This window comes from Paenibacillus sp. FSL k6-2145 (assembly GCF_037976585.1).
Lineage (GTDB): Bacteria > Bacillota > Bacilli > Paenibacillales > Paenibacillaceae > Paenibacillus.
In genome coordinates, this window is the sequence record NZ_CP150267.1 from 1,855,305 (window position 1) to 1,879,997 (window position 24,693).

General features: G+C 46.8%; 20 protein-coding genes. 5 read left to right on the plus strand and 15 right to left on the minus strand.

All coding sequences use genetic code 11. The features are described 5' to 3' along the window. Window positions 1-38 precede the first annotated feature (38 nt). Both NZ043_RS08140 and NZ043_RS08145 read right to left on the minus strand, forming a co-directional pair. On the minus strand, window positions 39-617 hold the full coding sequence (locus NZ043_RS08140) for a class I SAM-dependent methyltransferase (RefSeq protein ID WP_339311381.1): 579 nt from the start codon (window positions 615-617) through the stop codon (window positions 39-41). A 26-nt stretch (window positions 618-643) separates the two neighbouring features. Beyond that, on the minus strand, window positions 644-1,315 hold the full coding sequence (locus tag NZ043_RS08145; RefSeq protein WP_169480002.1) for an FHA domain-containing protein: 672 nt from the start codon (window positions 1,313-1,315) through the stop codon (window positions 644-646). Window positions 1,316-1,544: 229 nt separating this feature from the next. Here NZ043_RS08145 and NZ043_RS08150 point away from each other — a divergent pair, with 229 nt between their 5' ends. After that, a complete protein-coding gene (locus NZ043_RS08150) occupies window positions 1,545-1,700 on the plus strand; it encodes a hypothetical protein (protein ID WP_165980318.1) in 156 nt (51 codons plus the stop codon). Window positions 1,701-3,207: 1,507 nt separating this feature from the next. Here the strand turns inward: NZ043_RS08150 and NZ043_RS08155 are convergent. Next, a complete protein-coding gene (locus tag NZ043_RS08155) occupies window positions 3,208-4,302 on the minus strand; it encodes an amidase domain-containing protein (RefSeq protein ID WP_339311383.1) in 1,095 nt (364 codons plus the stop codon). 159 nt (window positions 4,303-4,461) lie between these two features. Here NZ043_RS08155 and NZ043_RS08160 point away from each other — a divergent pair, with 159 nt between their 5' ends. Then, complete coding sequence (locus NZ043_RS08160) at window positions 4,462-4,797, plus strand: hypothetical protein (RefSeq protein WP_133386284.1); 336 nt, start codon at window positions 4,462-4,464, stop codon at window positions 4,795-4,797. A 509-nt stretch (window positions 4,798-5,306) separates the two neighbouring features. Here the strand turns inward: NZ043_RS08160 and NZ043_RS08165 are convergent. Further along, window positions 5,307-7,895: a DUF2339 domain-containing protein gene (locus NZ043_RS08165; RefSeq protein ID WP_339311385.1), complete on the minus strand. Its 2,589-nt coding sequence runs from the start codon at window positions 7,893-7,895 to the stop codon at window positions 5,307-5,309. Between the two features lie 251 nt (window positions 7,896-8,146). After that, window positions 8,147-9,190, minus strand: coding sequence for an LCP family protein (locus tag NZ043_RS08170; protein ID WP_339311387.1), 1,044 nt, complete (start codon window positions 9,188-9,190; stop codon window positions 8,147-8,149). 295 nt (window positions 9,191-9,485) lie between these two features. Here NZ043_RS08170 and NZ043_RS08175 point away from each other — a divergent pair, with 295 nt between their 5' ends. Then, the gene (locus tag NZ043_RS08175) at window positions 9,486-10,460 is read left to right on the plus strand and encodes an aldo/keto reductase (RefSeq protein WP_339312692.1); all 975 of its coding nucleotides are present in this window, start codon (window positions 9,486-9,488) and stop codon (window positions 10,458-10,460) included. A gap of 145 nt (window positions 10,461-10,605) precedes the next feature. Here the strand turns inward: NZ043_RS08175 and NZ043_RS08180 are convergent, their stop codons facing one another. From NZ043_RS08180 to NZ043_RS08190, 3 genes are all read right to left on the minus strand, one after another. Continuing rightward, on the minus strand, window positions 10,606-11,067 hold the full coding sequence (locus NZ043_RS08180; protein ID WP_338589296.1) for a MarR family transcriptional regulator: 462 nt from the start codon (window positions 11,065-11,067) through the stop codon (window positions 10,606-10,608). 136 nt (window positions 11,068-11,203) lie between these two features. After that, window positions 11,204-11,881, minus strand: a complete 678-nt coding sequence (locus tag NZ043_RS08185) for a TIGR00266 family protein (protein WP_017691614.1) — start codon at window positions 11,879-11,881, stop codon at window positions 11,204-11,206. After that, window positions 11,878-12,273, minus strand: coding sequence for a winged helix-turn-helix transcriptional regulator (locus tag NZ043_RS08190; RefSeq protein WP_017691613.1), 396 nt, complete (start codon window positions 12,271-12,273; stop codon window positions 11,878-11,880). The genes NZ043_RS08185 and NZ043_RS08190 overlap by 4 nt, the downstream gene beginning before the upstream one ends. 164 nt (window positions 12,274-12,437) lie before the next feature. On the opposite strand from NZ043_RS08190, the gene NZ043_RS08195 reads away from it, so the two are divergent. Together NZ043_RS08195 and NZ043_RS08200 are read left to right on the plus strand one after the other, a co-directional pair. Further along, window positions 12,438-13,652 carry an MFS transporter gene (locus NZ043_RS08195; protein ID WP_339311390.1) on the plus strand — a complete coding sequence of 405 codons (1,215 nt, stop codon included), beginning with the start codon at window positions 12,438-12,440 and terminating at the stop codon, window positions 13,650-13,652. A gap of 195 nt (window positions 13,653-13,847) precedes the next feature. Continuing rightward, window positions 13,848-14,705, plus strand: coding sequence for an aldo/keto reductase (locus NZ043_RS08200; RefSeq protein WP_133386289.1), 858 nt, complete (start codon window positions 13,848-13,850; stop codon window positions 14,703-14,705). 161 nt (window positions 14,706-14,866) lie between these two features. Here the strand turns inward: NZ043_RS08200 and NZ043_RS08205 are convergent, their stop codons facing one another. The 7 genes from NZ043_RS08205 to NZ043_RS08235 form a co-directional block, all read right to left on the minus strand. Next, window positions 14,867-16,966: a glycosyl hydrolase family 18 protein gene (locus tag NZ043_RS08205; RefSeq protein ID WP_339311393.1), complete on the minus strand. Its 2,100-nt coding sequence runs from the start codon at window positions 16,964-16,966 to the stop codon at window positions 14,867-14,869. Continuing rightward, window positions 16,967-18,478, minus strand: coding sequence for a glycosyl hydrolase family 18 protein (locus NZ043_RS08210; RefSeq protein ID WP_339312694.1), 1,512 nt, complete (start codon window positions 18,476-18,478; stop codon window positions 16,967-16,969). A gap of 436 nt (window positions 18,479-18,914) precedes the next feature. Continuing rightward, window positions 18,915-19,979, minus strand: coding sequence for a pectinesterase family protein (locus tag NZ043_RS08215; RefSeq protein WP_339311395.1), 1,065 nt, complete (start codon window positions 19,977-19,979; stop codon window positions 18,915-18,917). Next, a complete protein-coding gene (locus NZ043_RS08220; protein WP_339311397.1) occupies window positions 19,976-21,088 on the minus strand; it encodes a glycoside hydrolase family 88 protein in 1,113 nt (370 codons plus the stop codon). The genes NZ043_RS08215 and NZ043_RS08220 overlap by 4 nt, the downstream gene beginning before the upstream one ends. 26 nt (window positions 21,089-21,114) lie before the next feature. Next, window positions 21,115-22,092, minus strand: coding sequence for a LacI family DNA-binding transcriptional regulator (locus NZ043_RS08225; RefSeq protein ID WP_339311399.1), 978 nt, complete (start codon window positions 22,090-22,092; stop codon window positions 21,115-21,117). Between the two features lie 39 nt (window positions 22,093-22,131). Then, window positions 22,132-23,727 carry an extracellular solute-binding protein gene (locus NZ043_RS08230; protein WP_339311400.1) on the minus strand — a complete coding sequence of 532 codons (1,596 nt, stop codon included), beginning with the start codon at window positions 23,725-23,727 and terminating at the stop codon, window positions 22,132-22,134. Between the two features lie 68 nt (window positions 23,728-23,795). Further along, entirely contained in the window at window positions 23,796-24,677 is an 882-nt protein-coding gene (locus NZ043_RS08235; RefSeq protein ID WP_091035631.1) for a carbohydrate ABC transporter permease, read from the minus strand. Window positions 24,678-24,693 lie beyond the last annotated feature (16 nt).

Here is a 24,693-nt window from a genome sequence, read left to right on the forward strand (position 1 = left end):
CCTCCGGTTTCTCCTGTCTCCAATCATAAGCTTCTTCATCAAAAAGCATACACATACACCTTGGTACGCAAGGCATCCCGGCATGTAATGGTACGTAGTGGTTCTTTCCCCGGGAGGGCGAAACAGACACTAATCACCCTGGCACCCGGCGGAAGCTCCCGACTGAACTTGTCCAGAAGCCGGGTCATGGCTCCTGGATACAGATAACAGATCACACAATCTGCATGTTCATAGGAACTGGTGTAGATATCCCCGCGCATGAAGCGCAATCTGCCCTTGAGAAAGTGCTTGTTTCCCTCGGCTCGACGTAAGCGAACACTGAGATAGGCAACTATCTGGGAAGACCATAAGGGAATTCTCGAATTCTCAATCCCGGTCAGCCTTTTACCAGGACAATGCCTTACAATATCCAGTCCCAGCGTGCCCCACCCGGAACCCGCTTCAAGCACATCACCGTACCCGGGTATACGGTTCACCTCTTGAATGACCACCTGCCTGACGCGGCCGGATGTGGGCATCGGGGAAATCCCGTTTTTCCAACTGACAAGTACGATGGATATGACACCGATCAATGTCACCACGGCAATCAGCCATGGAATTAGATGAACGATGAACATAGCATCATCCCTTTGTTATCACGCATTCATTCGGGCACATGAGACTTCATGTATACCCCTTTTTTGTACACAGACTTAATCGTAAAGTGCACACCCAGCTTGCGATTCGTCCGATAGATCAGCGAGTTAATCTCGTCGATCCCTACCGCTTCACTCTCCAACATGCTCCGCTCCGGCCACACCTGAGCCACAATCTGTTCCCTTGTCACAAAATGGTCCAGTTGACTATACAGCAGCTTGAACAGCTGATACTCCTTCTTGGACAGCGGAATCTCCACTTCACCGATCTGCACGGTTTGCAGGTGATCCTGTAAACGCACGCCCTCACCCAACAGATCCGACACACGATATTCCCTCGTCTCTCCAAGATCGCCTTCCGTGCGAAGCTGGATCAGGCCATTGACCAACGTCAGGCTGTCTCCTTCGCCAAACGGATATTTCTCATAGGGAACGAGGCGCTGCCCGTTCAGTTCGGTTCCATTTTTGCTATCCAGATCCTCGATCCATAGCTGTTGCTGTACATCATAATGAATGCGGCAATGCCGCTTCGATATCATCTGATTATAAACAGACAAGTCCAATTCACTACCGCCTGTATAACGCCCCACCGTAATGGAGCGACCCTGGCTTACATAAGCGAATGAGCCGTCACTTTCCTGTCCTGGCGTACGAATGACGATTTTTGCCGTCTCCCGCATATTATTCTCCCACCTTCAACGATCACTCGATCTCTATAAACATTTCATAACAATAATGATAAATTCATCAGATTTGTTCCATTGTTTGCACCGCTATAGTTCAATATAGTGGTATACAGGAACGATCTATGTTTGGTTCTACTCACTCTACTATACCAGACGTTGTGCTTTTTTTCTCATGACGGCCGGATACCCACTTTAGCTCATTCAACAAGAGAGGTACCTTCTGATGAACAAAAAAAACATTTTCATATACGTATTGCTCGCCTTTGCCCTGTCCATGACATTAACCGTGCTCTCCCGCATGAATGATGATGGCGGTGAATCACTGAAAGGCACATCGGCTTCCGAAACCTCATGGTTACAAATGAAGATCCAGCCCTAGTCTACTCTATTATAACGTGATCTCCGCGCAAAACGTTTCACGAATGTCATATTAGGTTCACCTACAACCTGTGTTAAATATTGATTTATTTCACACTAAAATAACATGATAACAGTCGTAATACAGTGGTTATGTATATTTATAACTTTGAAGAGACCATAACAGAATGTAGTCTATAAATAGTATTTTTAATTACTCAACTTTCGCATCTTAAATCTGCAAACAAACTCTTGATATAACTGGGTAAGCCAGAGTTCCATTCTTGTAGTTGACAAAAAATAGACGTTTTGCTCTTTTTCGTTTTCGCTTGAGACATGTCAAGAAATAACTCATCCGTTGCTGAAGCTTCGTGTAGAAGTCCAGATCGCAATCCTAGTCGGCAAAGAGAAAAAAAGTTCACCAAGTATCCGGTCATTACTGGTTTAGCGCTGTTTATATTCCATCGCCAAATAACGGCTGAATACAACCGTTGTATGGCTAATTAGTTGGTAAAAGGAACGTCCTCGGAATTTGGTTCCCAGTTTCAAATAGCTCTTGGTCACTTTAAAAAAAGGTCCCAATACTCCAACACATGCCGTAGATTCATACAATTTCTACCGCATCCAGCGTGAAGCCTGTACTTAAAATGGCAAGCCATTCACGTCTTTTATTTCGGTTGCGCACAAAACAAGCTGACTGGAAGACCGTACGAAGTATACACGACTATGGAACCTTTGATGTCTTTTGTACTCGATTTGGGCAGGCTTTGAAACCCAGTACTCAGCGTCATCCGCTGTCCCTTTACAAGATATCGCTGCTTCATTTCCTTGACCATCCTAATCACAGGTAGACCTCTGCCTATGAGCTGGCGAAGCAAAGGATCCTGAGCAATCCAGCTGTCCATCAGCACAACATCCGCGCAGTGATACCAGCTTTGAAAGCACGATCTAGCAAGTCTACCACCGAATCAGACTTACGAGAAAAAGACTCTATTCGGCATTTGTATTCATGGTTACGTTTGGAGAGATGGGAGGCCATTTAGACTAGACGATTTACCAACTTGGCTGAGGATAGCATGGCAAAATCCAGCGGAGCAAAGCTAACACCATCCGACCGCCGAGCGTAAGTGTTATCAATTGGGTCTCTTAAGGGAATAGAAAACTGAATTAAAATATCTACCAAATATTTTAATGGATCAAAATGAGATTTACTGATTATGTAGTTGATTGTCTTCACCAATATAAACCTTATTTTGGTATAGAATTTATTTTCAATAGATTGGATTAATAACTTTACAAGAGGATTTTGAACATTGTATTAATGTGGTGATTGAGTTTTATGAGAGGATAAGAAAAATTCAACAATCAGTTATCTTAAAATGAAAATTCCACGTTTTAGGATTAGCCTACCTTTTCACCGTCTATTTTATTTATAGATCTTATATTAACTAAAGTTAATTCGAATAGGATGACTTCTTTTATTTAGAGGTCATCCTATTCTAGGAAAATAAATATAAATGTTTTTAATTTTAAGATATTTTAAGGATCTCGATATAATCATAGGCCTTTATGGCACTTAAAAGTGGATAAGCTTGTCTTTCGTTTGAGTGACCTGCAAGTTTAAAATCTCTATTTAAACCATCCAAATCAGAAATAATCATAAGGTGAGTAGGAGTTGTGATCCATCCTGCTACTCCTTTACTAAGGATGACTACATCCCCTTTTGCAATTGAACCTAAATAAATAGATTTATGATTTTTTTCATAATTGTCTTTTGAATATGAGTAGACCGTAGACTTAGGAATCCAATACTTGCTGAACTGTTCTACGCTTATCCAAGGGCTAGGATCAGAGAAAGTCCAACTATAGTTTAATTCGGTCGCATTTTTAGGAACTAGGTAAGTAGAGTTTTTCTTATAAGCAGACCAGTTACCTGACATCGGTTTCCCTCCACCAACGTGCATGGCCTGTGAAACAAAGTTAGTACAGTCACTACCCCATGCTGTAAAAGCAGGATAATTAGTACTATATTTATTGTAGTTATTATACGCCCAATTACCTGCCGCTGCTGAATTATAAGCTGCTAGCAATTGAAATTCTGGATCACTTTTTGCTGCTGTTGTTAACCTGTCCTTAAAATTCTCAGCACGCTCATCACCTGATGATCTGGAATACCTAGTTAAGTAGCCCATTAGTATTTGCTGTTCTTCTGAGTCCGCTATAGAATAAGACTCTTCAATTAAATGCATAATTTCAATTTTATCCTCTTTTTCAAGAGAAATCGTTTTTTCATACACTTCTTGGTTTAAGATCTTGTGCAGTATCTCTGCTACCTTTATATCTTGCTTGAAATAAGAATCAAGTGTTTGTAGAATTACCTTTTCTTCTTCAAGCGGATCTACTAATTCATCTCTGTTCACAAAATTATGCTGTGCTAATGTTTGTTCTTTTTCTTTTTTGTACAATTCGATATAAGGGTTTAGCTCAATATTAACTGCAATTGACTCATTCTTTTCAACATATTGATTTTGTGTTGTTGAGATATCCCCGTTAGCATAGGCACTCATTCCATTAAAGACTAAAGTAGCACTAGCTAAAAGAATTACTATTTTTTTATTTTTCATATTCTTTCTCCTTTTAAGTGATTTTTTAACATAAATACATTTTATCACAATATTATACATTAATATAGTTAAATTTTCCTTTTTAGGAGATAACATATTGTAAAAAACGTATCTTCTACTATAAAATATAAATAAATTGTTTCGAAAGGAGATAGTACTATGAAAAGTAAAAGGTCAAAGCAAATTAAAGTAGTCTTTGCTATAATACTCATTATTATTTTGCTTGAACAAATTCCATATGTTCAAAAACAAACAGCTGTGTTTTCATCAAAAGTCTACGTGTTGTCTAAATATGGAACTAATTTTAAGTATAAAAACATTGAATATAGTCCTCAATTTGGGAACTATGATGTGTTTTACAGAGATATGAACAAAAGTGAATATTCCTTTACAGTCACCCCTAGATTTTTTCCTGTATTCGTAATCTATGATTCTATTGAAAAACAGGCTTTAGAATTAAAAAATATAGATTTACTTCGTAAACTGCAATACTAGAACATATCTTGATACAAATGATTAATAGATAAACTGAGATTTTAAATCCTATTCATCATTTAAATCTTCTCCAAATGAAAAGCAACTAAAAAAATTCACGCTAACTTTCTACTAATTAACTTAGTAGTGTCCACCGAAACGACTAAAGAAATATAGAATAATATTAATAGAGAGATGCTTCTTTATTAGCCCCCCTTGTTTCGGTGGCATTCTAGGGTATGATTGAATTATGAATTACATCATTTATAGTTCCTAAATCTAATCAGGCCAACAGAGATAACGACTTATTTCCCAAAGCGAAGTGAAGTGGACAGCGGACATTCCCACCATCCGCACTCACGTCATTGCCGCTTCTTTCTCACGCAGAATTTCCTCCACGCATACACGATAAGAGCTACAGGGCCAGCAAGCCATAACAGTTGCCAAAGCATGATTTTCATGTCGAATCCCATTTCAAAAATCCCTCCCCATATAATCGCAAATGCAACTTCGGTCGTTCAGAATCAAAGTCAGTCTTGTTCCTCCTCAGGGACAGTCGGTTCGTCGGCAGGCTTCGCTGTCTCTCTGGACTGTATTTCCTCCATCCGGCTGGACACCTTCTGATACAGGTAAGAGATCCCCAGCAATAGTACGCCAAAGCTGAAATAGGCAAAGATTTTGCTGCCCGAGGTAAGCATACCCACATCATAGAACATCATCTTACCCGTGGCGAACAACGTTAGACCCAGGCCCAGACGCCGAATCATGACATATTTTCTACGGAATCCATAGGCAATATAGAGAATCGCCAGCAGCAGATAGATCAGGCTGAACATCAGCCCCACATCACCCCACTGGAACTGGATCGTCAGGAATACGGTGATGACCCCTAGCAGGTATACCCCTGCGATAACCGGGTACCATTCAATGCTCTTGAACTGCCCGCGGATACCTGCTATCAGCAGATCCCTTCCTGCAAAGAATACCCCTACGTTAAAGATAATCAGCACCAGCAAACCAACAATTTCTGCCGCTGTATGCTGCTGAACTTCCGGCTGAAGCGCCGGCATGGTGAAGGTTACAGCCAGTGCAATACAGCAGCCAACGGCATGCAGGAAGGTGGTGTACACTTGCACGAATTGGTCGCGCAGCAGCTTCACTTTGCCTAGTCCATACGCCAATGCAATGGTGAACGCTGCGAACATGAGTAACTTGTAGAACATGTATAACAGGAACGTCCCATCCACAGCTCTGGTATACAATTCATTTGACTCATACAGTACGTATAACCACAGATTCGCAAGTGCTACATACTTGAATCCGTTCAGGAAGCCCTGCTCCAGCGGGCTGTAGTTGAATCTCTCCCTGGACGATGAGCTGTTGTGAACTGCCCAGGCATAATACAGTGTAATCAACAGGGTCCCCAGCGTGATGCTAGAGTATTTTAACATGAAGTAAGAACGTTCCCCGATGAAGAATAACGCCAGAAGATCGTAGTACACGAAAGTGATTAGACATAGAAGCACGATGCCCCAACCTGCACGTTCCACCGATTTTAACCGTTTCAGATGTCCAAGCGTAACCAGCAGAACCCCCTCGATCAACCAGCCCATTGATAACCACTTGGCCCCGAATTGGAACGGAATAATCAGAATGGCAAAGGTCAGGGAAGTAACATAAAAGAGTAATATCGTCTGTTTCTCCTGAGCCATATTGCGCTGGACGAATCGTGCGAGGCCCAGATACACCGCGCAGAAGATTAACGCCAGCAAGCCCTGAGCATCATTCCAATCCGCCACATCAAATAACACGTATAACATCAAACAGCTGATGCTTGTATTCATGGCGAGCAGAGCGAAATCCCACCAGGTTAACTTCATCCGGTGTTTGAACGGATACGCCAGTGTAATGCCCAGATATAATGCAAACGTCACAATGGAATACAACATGCCAATCTTCTCACTTGGCGACAGCCATAAGAGGATAAGCATGGATGGTGTGTTGAACAGGAAACTGATATAGTGCACAACCGGCCACCGTTTGCCAAACGAAATGAACACAATAATGCCGTTTAAGAGCAGCAGATAGATCATAGCTACATAGACAGCAGTGCCCTCAAGCCCGAACGAGAACATATACGAGAATAGCGGAAGATATCCGCCTACCAGACCCAATGAACAGATGGTCTTCGACTGATACCTAAGGGACAACAATACGGAGATTGCCGATACCAATACAGACAGGGCAAGTCCCGTATATAACCCGATAATATGCAGTAAAAAGTAACTATAGAAAATGGACCCGAATAACACGGAGATCCCACCGCCGAGCAGCCCCATTGCAAACGTCTGCTTTTTGCGACGAAACAGCAACTCTCCTCCAGCGAGCATCAGAGCACCAAGCAGGAAAAAGGCTCCGCTCTTCATCTCGTCATTAAACCAGGTCGAGTACGAGTATTGGAACGCTGCTCCAACGCCTAGAATAAGCAGCAGAATGGCTACTTTGTTGATCCAGCTAAGTCCAATCTTCATCTCCATGCGATTCTGTTTGATCCGGCGCTGAATGGTCTCTTCGCTCAAGCCCTCCTCCGCCATCTGCTCATATCCACGCTCCATGTGCCCACGCAGAGCCTCTTCTCGCTCCCGTACGGCCCTCTTGTGCGATTCAATACGCTCATTCACCTCTGCCGCAAGGTAAGCAATCCTCTCCTTCACCTCGTGGGAATCCTCTTGCAACTCCTGTGCTGCCTGGTTGTACAGCGCGTTTAGATTGGATTTGGTTCGATGTTCATGGAATGCAATTCGATCATTATGTACCGCTGTTTTCCCTTGAAAATAGGTCTCCATCTTCTCTCGGGATACCCGAATCAGATTCAGCTTCTCATCCAGCATCTGTTCAGATAACGCCATGCGAAGACGTGCATTCTCTTCTTCCATCTTGCGCGAGCGAAGTTCGAGCTGTTGCAGCTTGAGCTTGTGGGCTTCATACTGTTCCTGTAACTGTTCATTCTTAACGATCAGGTCATCGGACTGGTATTCCTGGAGCAAGGCGTGATACTCCTTCGCCAGCTGTTTCTGCTGCTCCTGAACCTGCCCAAGCCGTTCCTTAAACTCCTTCATGAGTTTCCTCCGTTGGTTGATGTTTAATCTTTTCCCTATATTTTACTATATGTATGCCATAAAAAGAGGTTTAAACATTAGATATATCTGTACAATATTTCATTTGAAAGATCGCGAACGCAAAAAAGCCGGGAAGCAACCGCTTCTCCGGACTTTTATTCATAGAGCATTACAGGTACAATTGGCACAATCTCTGATTCATTTTCGCTGTTAGCGAGGTACGCAGGCTTCTCCTGCACAAGAATGGATGCTCATGCTGCATCTGGTGTATCTGCCTGATCCGCTGACTCCGGTTCAATAATCTCGGTCGCATCCGGGTCCAGCCAACTGGCGATCATGCCACGCACATATTGCAGATCGTCCTCCGACAGATCGTAGTACCATGTGCCACTGCGCGTTGCGCCTTCCCCCTTCAGCATGTAATTGCTGATCGTTGGTATGCTATCTTTCATATATAAGGACTCGGCAAATTTCACGATAAAGTCCGAGGTCATGTTGGTTGTAAAATTCGATCCGGCAATCTGGATTACGTCCGGGATCTTGGTCAGATTTTTAACCTCCAACGCACGATTCATGAAGGCACTTAGGAAAATCCGGTGACGCATCGTCCGATTGAAATCGGAATCTTCCCGGTAACGCACATAACCAAGCGCTTCTTCACCGCTATAGATCGGTTTATTCGCTTCAACAAACAGCTTCTCATGAATTTTGAGCTTGTTCTCAATATTCTTTTTGATCGGCAGTTCCACACCACCAACCGCATCAACAATATCCTTGAGCCCGTTAAAATTAATCGCGGCATAGAAATCCACTTTGTTCCCTAGCAAATTCTCCACCGTATCCATCGCCATCTTGGCTTCACCATGGGCATACGCTGAGTTGATCTTTGACTTCACATCCCGGCCGACAATCTCGGTATAGGAATCGCGCGGAATGGACAGCAGCAGCACTTTATTGTCTTCTGGACGCACGACGGAATAGATGATGGTATCCGAACGGCTTGGTTCGTTATCACGTTGGTCAATCCCGAGCAGCAGCAACGAGAATGGGTCCGTATGTTGCACGACAGGGGCATCCTTATCGCCAGCTGGTTTAAAGGAATCATCCAAGGCTTCCTTTATTGGAGCTGAGGCGAACATATTAAAGGCAAACACGACGAGTTGCTTGTGATACATAAATCCGAGTCCTCCGAGCACAAGCAGCACACTCAGGGTGATGATTAATGGCTTCTTCCATTTCTTCTTCGGTTTCTTGGGCTTCCGTCTTGTTAAATGTGCAGCACTGTTTTCCATCATATCTCCTTTAATAACGGGTTCTTAGAATCATTTAACTATATTAATAACATGTTTTCAATAGATTAGGTTATAATCTGCATTACAAATGCATGTTCAAAAAGTCTGATTTTCAGTACCGAGAAGATGGAATGAAGCTAGAAATGGAGTAGCGGAGCGTAGGGAAAACTACGTGAGCAACGGACATTTCGGCTGAATTTCATATTCGATGCTGATGATGCCGCCAGGCATCATTCGTAATCAAAAGTGGACTTTTTGAACTACCTCTATAAGATGTACATAAAGGGAGCGATGAATGATGGAATATCGACGTTTGGGCAATAGTGGTTTGCGTGTGTCAGCATTGGGGCTCGGCACCAATGCGTTTGGCAAACGCGCGGATGAAGCAGCTTCTACCCGCATTATTCATGCAGCGATGGATCAGGGCATCAACTTTATCGATACCGCCAATATCTACGCTGGTACGGAATCGGAACGCATTATTGGACAAGCCCTCTCAGGTCGACGGGAAAACGCGGTGCTTGCTACCAAGGCCGGATTACCCCGGCATGATGGTCCTCATGGGCGAGGTTCCTCCCGCTACCATCTGCAACAAGAACTGGAACACAGCCTGCGGCGTCTGCAAACGGATTATGTGGACCTATACCAGATCCATACCTTTGATCCGCATACACCGCTGGATGAGACACTCCGCACGCTGGACGATATGGTCACTTCGGGTAAAGTTCGTTACATCGGAGCCTCCAATTACGCAGCTTGGGAGCTGATGAAAGCTCTGGGGATCAGTGAACAGAAAGGTTATGCGCGCTACATCTCCACCCAAACCAGCTATTCCTTGGCTGACCGTACGCCTGAACTGGAACTGGTACCGATGTGTCTGGATCAGGGTGTAGGCATTATCCCCTATTTCCCGCTGGCAGGTGGGATTCTGACGGGTAAATATAACGGACAGGCCAGCGTGCCTTCCGGGTCCAGAGCAGACACCGATCCGTCCTTCAATCGTTTTCTGCTGGAGCATAATATCCAACTGAGTGAACAAGTGAATGCAAAAGCTGCTGCATATGGATGCTCCCCGAGTGTGCTGTCGCTTGCATGGTTACTGACACGCCCGGCTGTATCCACAGTCATTGTCGGCGCTACACGCACCGAACAGCTGGAACATAATCTGGCTAGTCTGGACATGTCATTGCCTGATGAGCTGTTGACCGACCTGGATCAGATCAGTGACTCTTTCCGTCGCCGCGAGCCATTTGCGTCCTACCGAATCGATTGAAGCAACTGAAATAAACCTCCCGACAGATGAAGTCAGGAGGTTTATTTTGATTTTTGCATAGATATTATTATCATTAGTATTCAGAAAAATTTCCAATCCCACTACAATCTGTAGTTTAATAAAATAAAAAAATGTATATTATGGATTAGCCCTCTGTTTTTTGACGAAGAAACTCCTGCATGATCTCCATGTACTCTTCCTTGCGATCATCCAAAGTTTCAAAAAATGCCTTGTCCGACTCCTCACACAAATGAATCCCTTCAATAGCCAATCGGGTTCCTTCTTCCGTTGTTGTGATAATATTAGCACGCGTATCCGTCTGATGACGAGCCCGGGTAATTAATCCTCTCTTTTCAAGAGCACGCAGCACCTGAGAAGTCACGTTAACATCCACCTTGGCAAACTGAGCAATTTGAACCTGAGTTACTCCTTTGCCTTCCTCATCATGTTCATTGAGCCACAGACATGCGTGCAACAATACAAATTGAGGTTGTGTCAGTTCGAGGGGCTCCAGCACCCTGCGTATTTCCTTTTGCCACATGGATGTAACCTGCCATAACAGATATCCCGGACTTTCTTGTGCATTTTTATACCGTGAGCTTGTCATCTCATACCTCCATGATGTGCGACTTATGCAACAGATTATGTACCCACCAGTTAATGAAGTAAATCCATTATTCATATAACGATGATGGAAACATATCCGTTGCAACTCTGTGTGTTCTTTCTCAAAAAAAAATAAATTAGCGCGCAGGGATAAACTGCTTCACCCATTGTCCGAATCCTTGCGGATTGCGGCTCTGAATAAGAATGGTTCCCTCTCCCCGGAACCGACATACCAATCCTTCTCCACTTGTAACACTGGATAACCAGCCCTGTGAAGCTTTCTCAATACGGTAATCTACATAATGAGGCCATGCCACCAAATGGGCGTTATCCACGATCATTTCTTCACCTGCTGCCAGATTAATCGCATGGATGGCACCATAGGAAGACAGAAATACAGTTCCACGTCCACTGATCTCAATAATGAAGAAACCTTCTCCCGAAAAGAGACCTTTTTTCAGATTTTGCATTTTGGTATTCACCTGAATGCCCTCGGTTCCTGCCAGAAATCCGTCTTTCTGCACATAGAGTGAATAGGAACCGTCCAATTCAACAGCTTCTACATCGCCCATACTGGAAGGTGAGAGCAGAATCTCTGCCGACCCGCCCGCAGCCGTCAGTTCCTGAAAGAAAAACTTCTCCCCGCTCAGCATCCGACCGAACCCGGCAAACATCCCACCTTCTGCTGAACCCTTCAGTTCAACCGTAGGAGTCATGGATACCATAGCACCACTCTCGGCCTTGAACCGCTCTCCCCGCTGCAAATGTACCTTGAGCATCGCAAAAGCACCATCATATAAAATCTCATAGTTCACGGTTGCACCAGCTCCCTATTGTCAGAGTTAAAATCATTGAGTCCATTATCTTCCAGAACTGCTGATTTGTCTCCGTATTCCTTCACAATATGTTGATCCCCCCAATTACATAGCGCATTGAGAATCGGTTCAAGACTTCTCCCGTAATCACTCAATTCGTATTCTACTTTGGGAGGGACCTGATTATATACGATTCGATTCACGATCCCGTCGTTTTCAAGCTCTCTCAGTTGCTGTGTTAACATTTTTTGTGTGATTGCGGGCATAATACGCTTAAGATCACTGGTTCGTCTTTTCCCATGTGTCAGATGACAGAGAATGACGCATTTCCACTTGCCACCGATCACCTCTAAGGTAGCTTCAACCGAGATGTTATATTTTTTTCTAACCATAACTTGCTTCCTCCCTGATGAATTGGATTACATCCGTCGCATGCTGTATAGGCACCAAAAAGTACGTAGGGTACTAAAAAGTACGTACTATTCAATCTATACAGAATAACTCATAATAGCATTTGCCGGTACGTAAATCTACATTCGGGGGAGTTGAGCAAGAAATGTTACAAGATTCAAAACGCAGCACGTGGGCACTGCTAGCACTGGCCATCAGTGCATTCGCGATCGGTACCACAGAATTTATCAGCGTTGGGCTACTGCCCCTCATTGCAGATGACCTGGGCATTTCCGTAACTTCAGCGGGACTGACCGTTACTTTATATGCATTAGGCGTTACCTTTGGGGCTCCTGTTCTGACCTCACTGACGTCTACCATATCACGCAAAACGCTATTGCTTGCCATCATGGTTGTTTTCATTGCGGGTAACACGATGGCTGCACTATCGACGGGAATCACCCTGTTGCTCATTGCACGAGTGGTATCCGCTCTGGCTCACGGAGTATTCATGTCCATCGGTTCCACCATTGCAGCGGATCTGGTACCTGCTAACCGCAGGGCGAGTGCCATTGCCATCATGTTCTCCGGTCTAACCATTGCCACAGTAACCGGTGTACCTCTCGGTACACTCATTGGCCAACATTGGGGCTGGCGCGCTGCCTTTATCCTGATTGTTGTGGTTGGCATCGTTGCGATGATCGGAAACCTGATACTCGTGCCATCCACGTTGAAGCGAGGAACACGGACGGCATTTCGGGATCAGCTGAAGCTCGTTACAGGTGGACGCTTGCTGCTTGCTTTTGCCATCACTGCTGTTGGGTACGGAGGAACATTTGTTGTGTTTACGTATTTGTCCCCGTTGTTGCATGATATTAGCGGTTATTCTGAGAAAACAGTAGCGTTCATTCTGTTGTTGTACGGAATAGCCATCGCTGTTGGCAACATCATCGGCGGCAGAGCAGCCAATCGCAACCCGCTCAAGGCGCTCTTCTACATGTTCATCATTCAGACCATCATTCTCGGCGTGATGTACTTCACCGTCCCGTTTAAGTTGGCAGCACTGCTCACCATTATGGGTATGGGTCTGCTCGCCTTCATGAATGTGCCTGGTCTTCAGATGTACGTTGTAACCTTGGCTGAACGATATGCACCACAGGCCAAGGATGTAGCCTCAGCCTTTAACATCGCCGCATTTAATGCAGGGATCGCTATAGGTGCCTATTTGGGTGGAGTGATCAATGACTCCATTGGTTTGATTCACACGACATGGGTCGGAGCCCTGATGGTTCTCGTAGCTGTAATCCTGACTGCATGGGCTAAAATGCTGGAAAGCAAGGATCAACATGCATCAGTCGAAATGGAGAAAGTTTCGTTCTAAGTTCCATTCCGACCATGGGTCTCACTCTTATATATATCAGTTCCAGCCTTTGAGGGGAACCGGTTTCACGTTGTATTTTATTATACTATATACGTTGAATACAATTTGATCTACTATGATTTAATTTTGTATGATGAAAAAACGAAAATTCAGCTTAAAATCACTGATTTTTACACACTTTAAGGAGGAAATTTCATGACAACAGCTCAAACCGCACAACATTTACAATCCACAGTAACTCTGCATAACGGTGTTTCTATGCCTTGGTTCGGACTTGGTGTATTTAAGGTAGAAGAAGGATCTGAACTGATTGAAGCCGTGAAAAATGCGATTAAACATGGCTACCGCAGCATTGATACTGCTGCAATATACGGAAATGAAGCCGGTGTTGGCCAAGCGATTGCAGAAGCTTTGCAAGAAAACAACCTGAAACGCGAAGAACTGTTTGTTACATCTAAAGTGTGGAATGCAGACCTCGGATATGAAGAGACTCTTGCGGCTTTTGATACCACATTGAACAAACTGGGACTGGAATACCTGGACCTGTATCTGATTCACTGGCCTAAGGCAGGCAAATACAAAGCAGCCTGGAAAGCAATCGAGGAACTGTACGCAGCTGGCCGCATTAAGGCCATCGGTGTAAGCAACTTCCAGATTCATCATCTCGAAGACTTGATGCAGGATGCCAAAGTAAAACCGATGATTAATCAGGTGGAATACCACCCTCGCCTGACTCAGGTTGAGCTTAAGGCTTTCTGTGAAAAACATGGTATCCAGCTTGAAGCTTGGTCGCCTCTAATGCAAGGTCAGCTGTTGGACAACCCAGTGCTCACGGCGATTGCTTCAGCCAAAGGCAAATCGGTTGCACAAGTCATCCTGCGTTGGGATCTGCAAAATGGAGTCATTACTATTCCAAAGTCCACCAAGGAAAACCGGATTATCGAGAACTCCTCCATCTTCGACTTTGAACTTTCAAATGAAGAGATGGATCAGATCAGTGCCCTGAACGAAGATGTTCGCGTTGGACCTGATCCGGACAACTTCGATTTCTAATAGATAGCCTTTTTTGTAGGCTGCATTGTTTGACATTGACATAGCATAGCGAAAAACCACCGGACCAGGAGCCGGTGGTTTTTTGTTATATTCTCTTCACTTTAGCCAAGAGCCGCTAACACTGCACGTTTCACTTCAAAATGTGGTAATCCATTTTTTAACTATTGAATCTGCCACAATGCAGGGACATTGGATGGTTCCCACCCAGGCAAGGAAGTGTGGGCCTGCAAACATTTATACGTCTTGCCGCTATACGTGACCAGCTGTCCTACAGTATAGGCTGTATTCGCCTGCCAGGCGGAAATGCCCGGATTTGTCGTTCCTGCTGTTGTTTTCACGGTCACCGCATTGCTCGCAGCAGAACCATTCCCCGCCGCATCCTTTGCTTTTACCGTAAATGTATACGAGGTATCCGCTGCAAGCCCACTGATCGTTGCTGTTGTTCCGGTCACGGATGTCGCCAGAGCCGTTCCGTTGTACACATCATAACCCGTTACACCCACGTTATCCGTGGATGCCGCCCAGCTCAGCGTTATGCTGGATGTTGTTTGCGCCGTTGATGCCAGGTTCGTCGGTGCAGTTGGCGCTTGCGTATCACCTCCCGGTTGAGTCGTAGTGCTCACGGTTACAACATTACTGGCTGCAGACAGATTGCCTGCCGCATCTTTTGCAATGATCGTGAAGGTATAAGAAGTACCTGCGGTAAGTCCATTGATCGTTGCTGTCGTTCCGGTGACGGATGTTGCAAGATTATTGCCATTATAGACGTTATAACCGGTAACACCCACATTATCTGTTGAAGCATTCCAAGCCAGCGTCACCGAGGTAGCCGTCACACCTGTCGAACGGGCATTACCGGGTACGCTTGGCGCCGTCGTATCTGCTGGAGGCACTGTACCTCCGGTAGGCAGATCGGCTTTCAGTTTATTTTGAAGTGTTTTGTTCCGGTCACCGCTAAGCTCCCAGAACATCGCTCCGCCGAGTCCTTTGCTTTTGATATAAGCGGTTTTATAACCAATAGACTCCGCATCGTCATAGCTAATAAATCGCTTGTTGGTCGCATTATAGAGATATGGCACCTTGGCCGTGTCATTCCAGTAACGCGTGTACCCGTTTTTGTTAATGTAATTGGTCTCCAGATCATAGAAATCAAAGGAGCCTGCTTCCCAAGTTCCAACGGAAGAACCTCCCGCGCAGGTCTGATACTGGCCATTGCCCGCCTGTGCGCATCCATCCCAGCCGCGGCCGTAGAATGGAACACCAAGCACAAGTTTGGCTGCCGGTACCCCAGCATTCAGATGCCCTTGCGCTCCGGCAGCTACGTTAAATGTATTGGCATCCGGCACCCCAGCAGCTGAAGCCGCAGGGTCATAGTTCAACGGCGCGTTATGCGCGCTGACTTTTTGCCAAGCCCCGTTAAAATCATATGTCATAATGTTAATCCAGTCGACGATGGCAGCTATATTGGCAAGCTCTGTATTCGCAGCATAGGTCGTCGATGCACCGCTTGCAATCGTAAGCAGATACTTCTTGCCGTCCACAGCTCCGGCAGCATCCAGCTTCTCACGAATTTTGCTCAGAAGCAGTGTGTAATTCTGCTTATCCTCAGGACGTTTGCTGTTACCATCAAGTCCGCCTGATACCGGATACTCCCAGTCGAGATCTACCCCGTCAAAATTGTATTTCCGCAGGAAGTCGACGGCAGAGTTTGCAAATACCTCTCGCGTTGCCGCAGTCGCAGCTACATCAGAGAAGCGATTGGACCACGTCCATCCTCCCACCGAGATGATTGTCTTCAGATTAGGATTGATCTGTTTCAACTTGTTAAGCTGATTGATATTACCTGCAATGGGCTGATCCCACGTATCCCCTGCAAATGTCTTGCCGGTATCAATCCATGGATCGCCAAGCACGATCGTTCCATTCGGTACATTGATTGTCTGGCTCTTCTCATTCTGACATGTCCAAGTCACCGGGTTAGGGCCCGAAGGGTCCGGATTTCCATGAATACCGTTCCAGCAAATATCGGCAAAAGCATAGTTGATATGCGTGACTTTGGTCGGGTCGATATCCGTTACATTATAGTTTCTCCCGTACGCAGCCCAGGACGGGTAGTAACCAACAATTTTATAAGAATCTGCAGCTGCTGCCGTAGCGGGTTGGAGCACAAAAGAAGGAACAATGACGGATAAGAGCAGGGATAGACCCAGGAGAAACTTTGCGGTTTTCTTGAAAGCAGTGTGTTTATTTAAATGTATCATCTAATACACAACCTCCTTTGTCGTTTGCGTACTCAGCCCGTTCAGGAACGGACGATGTGCGCTCGAAAACTGGTTATTTGTATATGCGTCCCAGTTGATTGACCAGGTCATAATCCCTTTTATCCCCCCATAGCCCGCAGGCTGGAGCAAGGTATAGGAACCGCCGTATGACACACCTTTGATCAAATAATTCAGTGCCTTTTGCAGATCGGCTGACGTTGTATAACCACCTCCGGCAGCCTGTTGGGAAGCCGGCACACCGATGGCAATCTGATCCGGTCGCAAGGGACTAAAGAATGGGCCTGTGCTGCCGCCTACATGAAAGCCTTGAAGCAGCATCTCCGCCATGGCCACATGGAAATCAGCTGTTCCTTGAGCGTAAGAGCGCCCATCCAGCCCCACCATGGAGCCCGTATTATAATGCTGCACATGAAGCAGGGTCAGGTCATTACGCAAGGCATGGATGACTGGCAAGTATGCTCCCCAAGGGCCGCCGTAGCTCAGATATCCACCCTGTACATAGGCCGTCTCCGGCGCAGCCGTCAGGATAAAATTGGAACCGAAGTATGACTTAACCGCTTTCACGCCTTGGATGAGGTTAATAATTTTCGGTGTAGTTGGACTACGGAAATCGGTATCCCCTGCATTCAGAGACAGGGAGCTTCCTTCCAGATCGATATCAAGACCATTGAAACCATACGTGGAAATGATCGATTTTAACGAGTCTTCGAATTGTTGTCTCTTGGTCGTGTCGGTGAGCTCAATGGTACCGTTGGCTCCCCCCATGGAAAGCAGTACTTTTTTCCCCTGACTTTGAAGATAGGCAATATCGGATTTGAATTCGGCTACCGTTGCATTGTATGGAGTAAAAGCAAGCGTTCCGCTGCCATGTGAAATCGGTTCGGCAAAGGAGACATTAATGACGTCATAGGCTGTTGATACGTTACGAAGTCTGATATTCGTTGAACCATTATCGAAGTTGTGCCAGTAGCCAATCAGCCATTTGCTGCCGGTTGGCCCCGGATTGGAAGATCCATTGGAAGTTGTCACACTGAGGGAGGTGCTCGCAGCGGATATATTGCCTGCGGCATCTTTGGCTTTTACCGTAAAAGCATAAGTCGTGCTGGCTGTCAGTCCAGTGACTACAGCTGTTGTAGTTGAAGTACTTGTCACAAGAACGCCGTTCCGGTACACCTCATACCCCGCTACGCCCACATTATCCGTGGATGCATTCCAGGAAAGACTCACGGAGGTGTCCGTGATGGAGGATGAAGTCAGACCCGCAGGAACAGAAGGTGGTGCCGTATCTGGCGTTGGCGTTTCCCCTCCCGAACCTTCCCCGACGTATTTCCACAACGCGGGCACAACAGAGGGCTCCCATCCGGTCAACGCCGTGTGGGCCTGAATACACTCATAATCTTTATTTTGATATGTTACGAGGTCTCCTTTCTTGTATGCGGTGCCTGCCTGCCACTGGGCGGCGGCATCGGCTCTCGGTGCAAACCACGAAATAAGTAGAAGAAATGCCAAAGCAAATGTAATGACCGGGCGGAATCGAACAGCTTGATTCAAGCAAAATCCCTCCTGTACTAAGGATACGTTCACCTTGCAAACAAAAGCTTTAATAGTCCACCTGCATCTGATCTGTGATCGATTAGAGCCAACCTCATTCAGCCATCTGATGCTGCGTGTCACTTCACTCCCTTCCCTTACCAAAATGGACCTTCCCTCTCGTGTTCTCTTTTTGCAGGCACCATCCAAATTTTACAGGGAATTTACAGATCCTCACCCTGTATTTAATCAGTAAAATGCAAAAGAGATAAGGGATAAAATAGTTCTATTGGGGGCGAAAAATGTAATATAGCGCACAAAAAAGGTTTTCTTTCAACTCCTTAGGAGACTTGAAAGAAAACCTGTGTTAGATATTGCACAGAGAAGAGGGTGTATCTTACTGCCGCTGCTCCCCTCTCCCTTCCAAAGGCTGCCATCCATCCACGCCGGACAGAATCAGAGGTACAGTGTACTCGGCCGCTTCCTGTTCGGTCAGTATTTTGGCCCAAGCCACACGATCAGCAGCACATCCGGCACCAGGCCCTGCGCTGTTGTATTCCGCATACTGAACGGTCTGCTCTGCATCTGTCTTGTTCCAGTTGTGCCATCCCTCCCGCTTCACATGAGCGCCGATCCAGCAGTTCAGAAAACAGACTTTGGCATGATGACGCCACGGTCTGCCCAGATACACCGACTGCGGCGGTGCATTGCTGGTCAGATCACAGTCCAGAAACACATAGCCGTAACGCACATCCTCCGGCGTAGAGGCTGCGGTAATCCAACCGTTCACTTGTCCATCTGCAGCCTCCGCTTCAGTCAGGCGATTCTTCGTAAAGATCTCGCAGCCTTTAAACACCACCGTAGCCGAGCCAAAAATAAAATCGATATCACCTTCGATGTAACAGTCCTCGAAATACTGCCGCAGTTTGCGCCGCTCAGCACCATCGCGTGGCCCGCCAAAGTAACTGCGATCCATGGGCTGCTCCGGCAGCGGGCCGGTGAAGATCGTATCCTGGTGACCGATCAAACGACAGCGGCGAAATACCGCCCGATCTCCATCCACATAAACGGCCAGCGCCTGACCAACTTGCTTGCCCGGCCCAGCAGCATTTACGAAGGAAACCCCCTCTGCCGTGAAATCATCAGCACCAATGAAAGCCGTATAGGAATGAAACGTATGATATGGCGACCCATCCGGGAACTTCTTGAGTGCATGATCATCATACGTAATGATCGTCTGCTCCGCCCCTTCACCAATCAGGTGGATGCCCGGCTTCTCCATATGCAGCTTCTCATGATATACACCAGCCTTCACGCGAATTGGAACGGTTCCGATGCCATTCTCCGGCAGCGCATCAACTGCAGCCTGGATCGTCACATAATCCCCCGTCCCGTCTGAAGCAACCGTCAGACAGGGAGCCGATGATTCTAATGCTGTATTTGGCAATCTCTGTTGCGTCATGGCAATCGCTCCATTTCCAGCGCTGCCAGAAGGAGAGGAGCCATTCCCATAAAGGAATCGCTTACAACTGCTTCGCTTACATAGTAGCTGTACGAGCCATCCCGGTCCAGACTTAGTCCTGCGCCATGACAGATCCCGTTTAACCGAACGCCGTCAGCCGTCTCCTCCACTAGCCTGGAGGAAAGTCCCTGCCATCCTTTCTCCGCCGCAGCTCTGAAATGCGGCTCAAGATATCTCAGCCGCACACCCTTCGCAAGTGCATATACAAACATGCTTGACCCGGATGCTTCCAGATAATTGCCTTTGCGGAAGCCCTGATCGAGCACCTGGAACCATAATCCACTCTCCTGCTCCTGCACGCGTACCAAAGCGTGGCACATCCGTTCGAAGATACCGATGATCGTTCCGCGCTTTGGATGATTCACGGGGAAATGCTCCACGCTGTCTACAATCGCCATGGCATACCAACCCATCGCCCGGCTCCAGAAGTGTGGCGAGCACCCTGTCGATGAATCCGCCCAGACCTGCTCCTTCGATTCATCCCAGCCATGATAGAGCAGCCCGGTCCGCGGATCACGGGTCTGGCGTTCGATCAGCAGAATCTGATGTGCTACTTCATCCCATAACTCGGGTTGATGAAATGTCTTCGCATACTCGGACAGAAAGGGAGAGGACATATACAGGCCGTCCAGCCACATCTGGAATGGATAGATTTTTTTGTGCCAGAAGCCGCCTTCCGACGTGCGGGGTTGCCCCGCGAGCTGTGCTGCCAAGAGATGTGCCGCTTCTGCGTAACGCTGATCTTCAGCACCATCCAGTAATGCAAACAGGTTTTTCCCCTGATTAATCTGATCCAGATTATATTCTTCCAAAGTATACGTGCCAATAGAACCGTCTGGCTGAATATACAGGTCCATATGTTTTTTCATAAAATCAATATACTCCTGCTTGCCATAATACTGCCCGGTTCGTGCCATCGCCATCAAGGTCATGCCTTCCACGTATGCCCATCGTCCCGAAGGGAACGCATGATAACCGTCCCCGTCACATTGCTGGATGATCGTTGCTGCAATTCGCTCAGACCAGGATAACTGCGTCTGTACCTGCATAAGCAATTCCTCCTTGAATGTTGTACTCACCTAATAGATGTATGACTAACTGCTGTTGAATTGCGAAGGTTCAACTTGGGCTGAATGACTACCGGAACATCAACCTGTTCATCACGGATTAACGATACAATCAACTCTGCTGCCTGCACAGCCAGTTCATCCAGAGATGGGCCAATCGTCGTCAAGGCTACTTCGGCATACTGCATATCCGGCAGATCATCATACCCAATTAACGAGATATCGCGTGGAACACTGTAACCTGCCTCAAGCAAAGCCCGGAGCGCCCCTCGGGTGACCAGATTGTTCAGTCCGATAAAAGCTGTTGGCGACTCCGGTCCAAACACATGATTACGTATGGCAAAATACCCATCCTCCCAAGAGGAATACGCAGGCAGCACATGGTCTTCGTTAAAAGCCAGACCCGTACGGTGCAACGCTTCCCGATATCCCTCCAGCTTGACGTGCTGGGAGTTGCCGATGAATCCGATTCGGCTGTGGCCCAGCGATTTCAGATGCTCCACTGCTTTGAACAACCCTTCTTTGCGATCAATCTTGATGTAAGGAGAGTTCGGGGCTTCATCTGTACCGAGCACAAAACATGGCATGTTGAGTGTGGCGAACTTTTTCCAGAACATCTCCCGATTGTCCAGTGCATAGTCCCACAGAATACATCCGTCCACGCGCAGCTGGCTGAAGACATCCACACCATCATCCGCCACAACCAGGATCATCTGATATCCCCGCTTCTTCAGCTCGGTGTGCAGACGGCCAGAGATGTTTGAGAATAACGGATTGCTCAGCTCATCCAGCACAAAACCGATAATGTTGCTCCTGCCGGTGGAGAGTTGCCGGGCCAGCATGTTTTTTCGATACTGATGTTTCTCAGCGACCGCAAGCACCTTCTGCTTTGTTGCCGGTTTGATTCGGGGATCATCATTCAGCGCCTTTGATACCGTGCTATAGCTCACCCCCGCCAGTTTGGCAATGTCTTTAATGGTTATCAAAATCAATCAACACCTCTCATACGCCTGAAACCCTATTTCCTATTTCTGTGCAGCCTTATAACGATCATATTGTGCCTGTCTGCCCGCAATAACCTGCTCTATATTCATCTTCTTCAACGTCTCAATATAACTGTCAAACTGGTCCAGACTGGCATCACCGCTAATAAACTTGAAGTTCATCTCTTCCACATATGTGGTGATGTCAGGCATCGCCATGCTTTCCACACTCGCTTCATCTGGCAGCGCATAGACAAATGGGAACGGTTCGCGCACATACGGCTCCAGTTCTTTATCCATCTTTGCATGCCAAGGGGCTACGACGGAATCGGCAGAATCGGTCGATTGGATGTTCGGCAGATTCACCGGACCAATGCCGAGCTTCTGAATGTATTCATTGTCTTTGCCTTTGTCCGTAAATGTCTTCACGCCGTTCTCTTCCGTATACGTGTCATCCTTGATGCCCCACGTATAATACGTCTGTGCTTCCTCACTTACCGCATAATCCAGGAAGCGGAAAGCCAGCTCCGGATTTTTACTGTCCCGCGTGATGCCGAAGATGCCGCTAACCGGGGTACGACCGATGTAGAACTGATCCCCATGCGGTCCTTTTAGTGGCAAAATGCCTTTGATGATTGGCTCTTCCGGATTGTAATCCTTGAACAACGGGCTGTAGACCATCGACATGTACCAGCTAAAATTAAACGTTGCGCCGGTTACATCCTGAGAGATGCGCGATGTGACCTGATCACTCGTGGTGCTCGCATAATCCACCCCAAGCAGACCTTCCTTGTACAGTCCGTTCAGATAGGTCAGGTACTCCTTGTACGCCGGCTCATAATAGCTGAAATGTACCTTGCCCTGATCGTCTGCATAAAACTGATTGGACAGATCAAGTCCAAATGCCGGGCCAAAGGCCATGGACACAAATTTGGCTTCCATGGACAGCGGAATCTCATCGGCTTTTCCGTTGCCGTTCGGGTCATCTGTCTTGAACTTGCGCAGCATCGCCGTAAACTCATCCAGCGTAGTCGGCTCGCTTAATCCCAGCTTATCAAGCCAGCGCACATTCACCATAAATACCGGCATGTAGTTGCGGGTTAGCGTTTGCTGCGGAATATAATACATTTTACCATCTGGCGTCGTTAAACTGGCTTTAACCGAAGGGGACTTTTCATATATTTTTTTGAGATTCACGCCGTACTTCTCTACCAGCTCGTCAATCGGGATAAACAGGCCACTATTGATGTACTTCATCAATTGATCCTGATCCGGCAGGTACACGATATCGGGCAAGCCGGTACCGGCAGCCAGCCTCGGATTTACGGCATCCGCATAGTTCTGCGGCGGAATTAGATCCCAATCCACCGTAACACCGGCGTTGCCCTCGATTTTCTTAACGATCGCTGCGGTGGACAGATCCACGTTCGTCGTCCAGGCGTTGGTGCCGAGAATAGACAGCTTGGCATCTGGTTGATCCGTTACCGGCCCTGCCCCGGTATAATTGAAGGCTGGCTCCGAACTGGATGGGGTGCTCCCCGCATCAGTTCCCGCCCCTGTTCCACCGCTACATCCCGCCAGGCTGATTGCCAGTATCGCTGCGATTACACTTTTTCTTCCTGCCCCTTTAAATCTCATCCATCATTCCTCCTTGGTATGAACCATTTTGAACTCCCTTGAATGACATGACACTTAAGTATTAAAAGCTATCCTTTCACGGCTCCGAGGGTAATACCCTTAACGAAGTACCGTTGGATAAACGGGTAGATCGTAACAATAGGCAGAATGCTGACCACAATGGATACATAACGGACCTGAAGCGTTGATACCGCAAGTGCACCGGATGTCATCGTACCGCCCATCTTTTGCATCACTTCCGGCGAAGCCATGATCAGCACTCTTCGCAGGAACATCTGTAAGGGCTGCATATCCTGTTTGCCCAGATATAATAGGGCCGTGAAAAAGTTGTTCCAGTGGAATACCGCATAGTACAGCGTGAGCACAGCCAGTGTTGGCTTGATGATCGGAACCGCCAGACGATACAGCATCGTCATCTCGTTGGCCCCGTCTATACTGGCACTTTCGAATATTTCATTCGGAATACCTTCGAACGCTGAGCGGCAGATCATGACGTTAAACGTAATCACCAGCACAGGCAGCACCATAACCCAGCGGGTGTTGTACAGCCCAAGCGAGGTAATCAGCATGTAGACCGGAATGAGCCCACCCGAGAAATACATGGTGAAAGCGATGAAGAAATTCAGCTTGCGACGTAAGAAAAACTGCTGTCTGGATAACGGAAACGCGGCAAGACATGTTGCCACAATGTTCAACAGTGTGCCTACCACGGTGTACCAGAGAGTGTTGTAGAACGAAACCCATAACTCCTTGTATTGCAGTACCATTTGATAACCTGACAGGGTAAATCCAACGGGCCACAATACCACTTTTTGTTTGTCGATGGCATCCACCGAGCTGAATGAAATGCTAATGACGTACAGAAAGGGATACAACGTGACAACAACCGCCAGTATGGTCAGCAGGTAGACACATCCGTAGAACAAACGGTCACTTCTCGATTTTTGCATACAGATCTCCTTTGGT

Excerpts from the sequence above, each read along its gene's own strand:
- NZ043_RS08140 (WP_339311381.1), bottom strand. The coding sequence starts at position 617 with ATGTTCATCGTTCATCTAATTCCATGGCTGATTGCCGTGGTGACATTG.
- NZ043_RS08145 (WP_169480002.1), bottom strand. The coding sequence starts at position 1,315 with ATGCGGGAGACGGCAAAAATCGTCATTCGTACGCCAGGACAGGAAAGT.
- NZ043_RS08150 (WP_165980318.1), top strand. The coding sequence starts at position 1,545 with ATGAACAAAAAAAACATTTTCATATACGTATTGCTCGCCTTTGCCCTG.
- NZ043_RS08155 (WP_339311383.1), bottom strand. The coding sequence starts at position 4,302 with ATGAAAAATAAAAAAATAGTAATTCTTTTAGCTAGTGCTACTTTAGTC.
- NZ043_RS08160 (WP_133386284.1), top strand. The coding sequence starts at position 4,462 with ATGAAAAGTAAAAGGTCAAAGCAAATTAAAGTAGTCTTTGCTATAATA.
- NZ043_RS08165 (WP_339311385.1), bottom strand. The coding sequence starts at position 7,895 with ATGAAGGAGTTTAAGGAACGGCTTGGGCAGGTTCAGGAGCAGCAGAAA.
- NZ043_RS08170 (WP_339311387.1), bottom strand. The coding sequence starts at position 9,190 with ATGATGGAAAACAGTGCTGCACATTTAACAAGACGGAAGCCCAAGAAA.
- NZ043_RS08175 (WP_339312692.1), top strand. The coding sequence starts at position 9,486 with ATGGAATATCGACGTTTGGGCAATAGTGGTTTGCGTGTGTCAGCATTG.
- NZ043_RS08180 (WP_338589296.1), bottom strand. The coding sequence starts at position 11,067 with ATGACAAGCTCACGGTATAAAAATGCACAAGAAAGTCCGGGATATCTG.
- NZ043_RS08190 (WP_017691613.1), bottom strand. The coding sequence starts at position 12,273 with ATGGTTAGAAAAAAATATAACATCTCGGTTGAAGCTACCTTAGAGGTG.
- NZ043_RS08195 (WP_339311390.1), top strand. The coding sequence starts at position 12,438 with ATGTTACAAGATTCAAAACGCAGCACGTGGGCACTGCTAGCACTGGCC.
- NZ043_RS08200 (WP_133386289.1), top strand. The coding sequence starts at position 13,848 with ATGACAACAGCTCAAACCGCACAACATTTACAATCCACAGTAACTCTG.
- NZ043_RS08205 (WP_339311393.1), bottom strand. The coding sequence starts at position 16,966 with ATGATACATTTAAATAAACACACTGCTTTCAAGAAAACCGCAAAGTTT.
- NZ043_RS08215 (WP_339311395.1), bottom strand. The coding sequence starts at position 19,979 with ATGACGCAACAGAGATTGCCAAATACAGCATTAGAATCATCGGCTCCC.
- NZ043_RS08220 (WP_339311397.1), bottom strand. The coding sequence starts at position 21,088 with ATGCAGGTACAGACGCAGTTATCCTGGTCTGAGCGAATTGCAGCAACG.
- NZ043_RS08230 (WP_339311400.1), bottom strand. The coding sequence starts at position 23,727 with ATGAGATTTAAAGGGGCAGGAAGAAAAAGTGTAATCGCAGCGATACTG.
- NZ043_RS08235 (WP_091035631.1), bottom strand. The coding sequence starts at position 24,677 with ATGCAAAAATCGAGAAGTGACCGTTTGTTCTACGGATGTGTCTACCTG.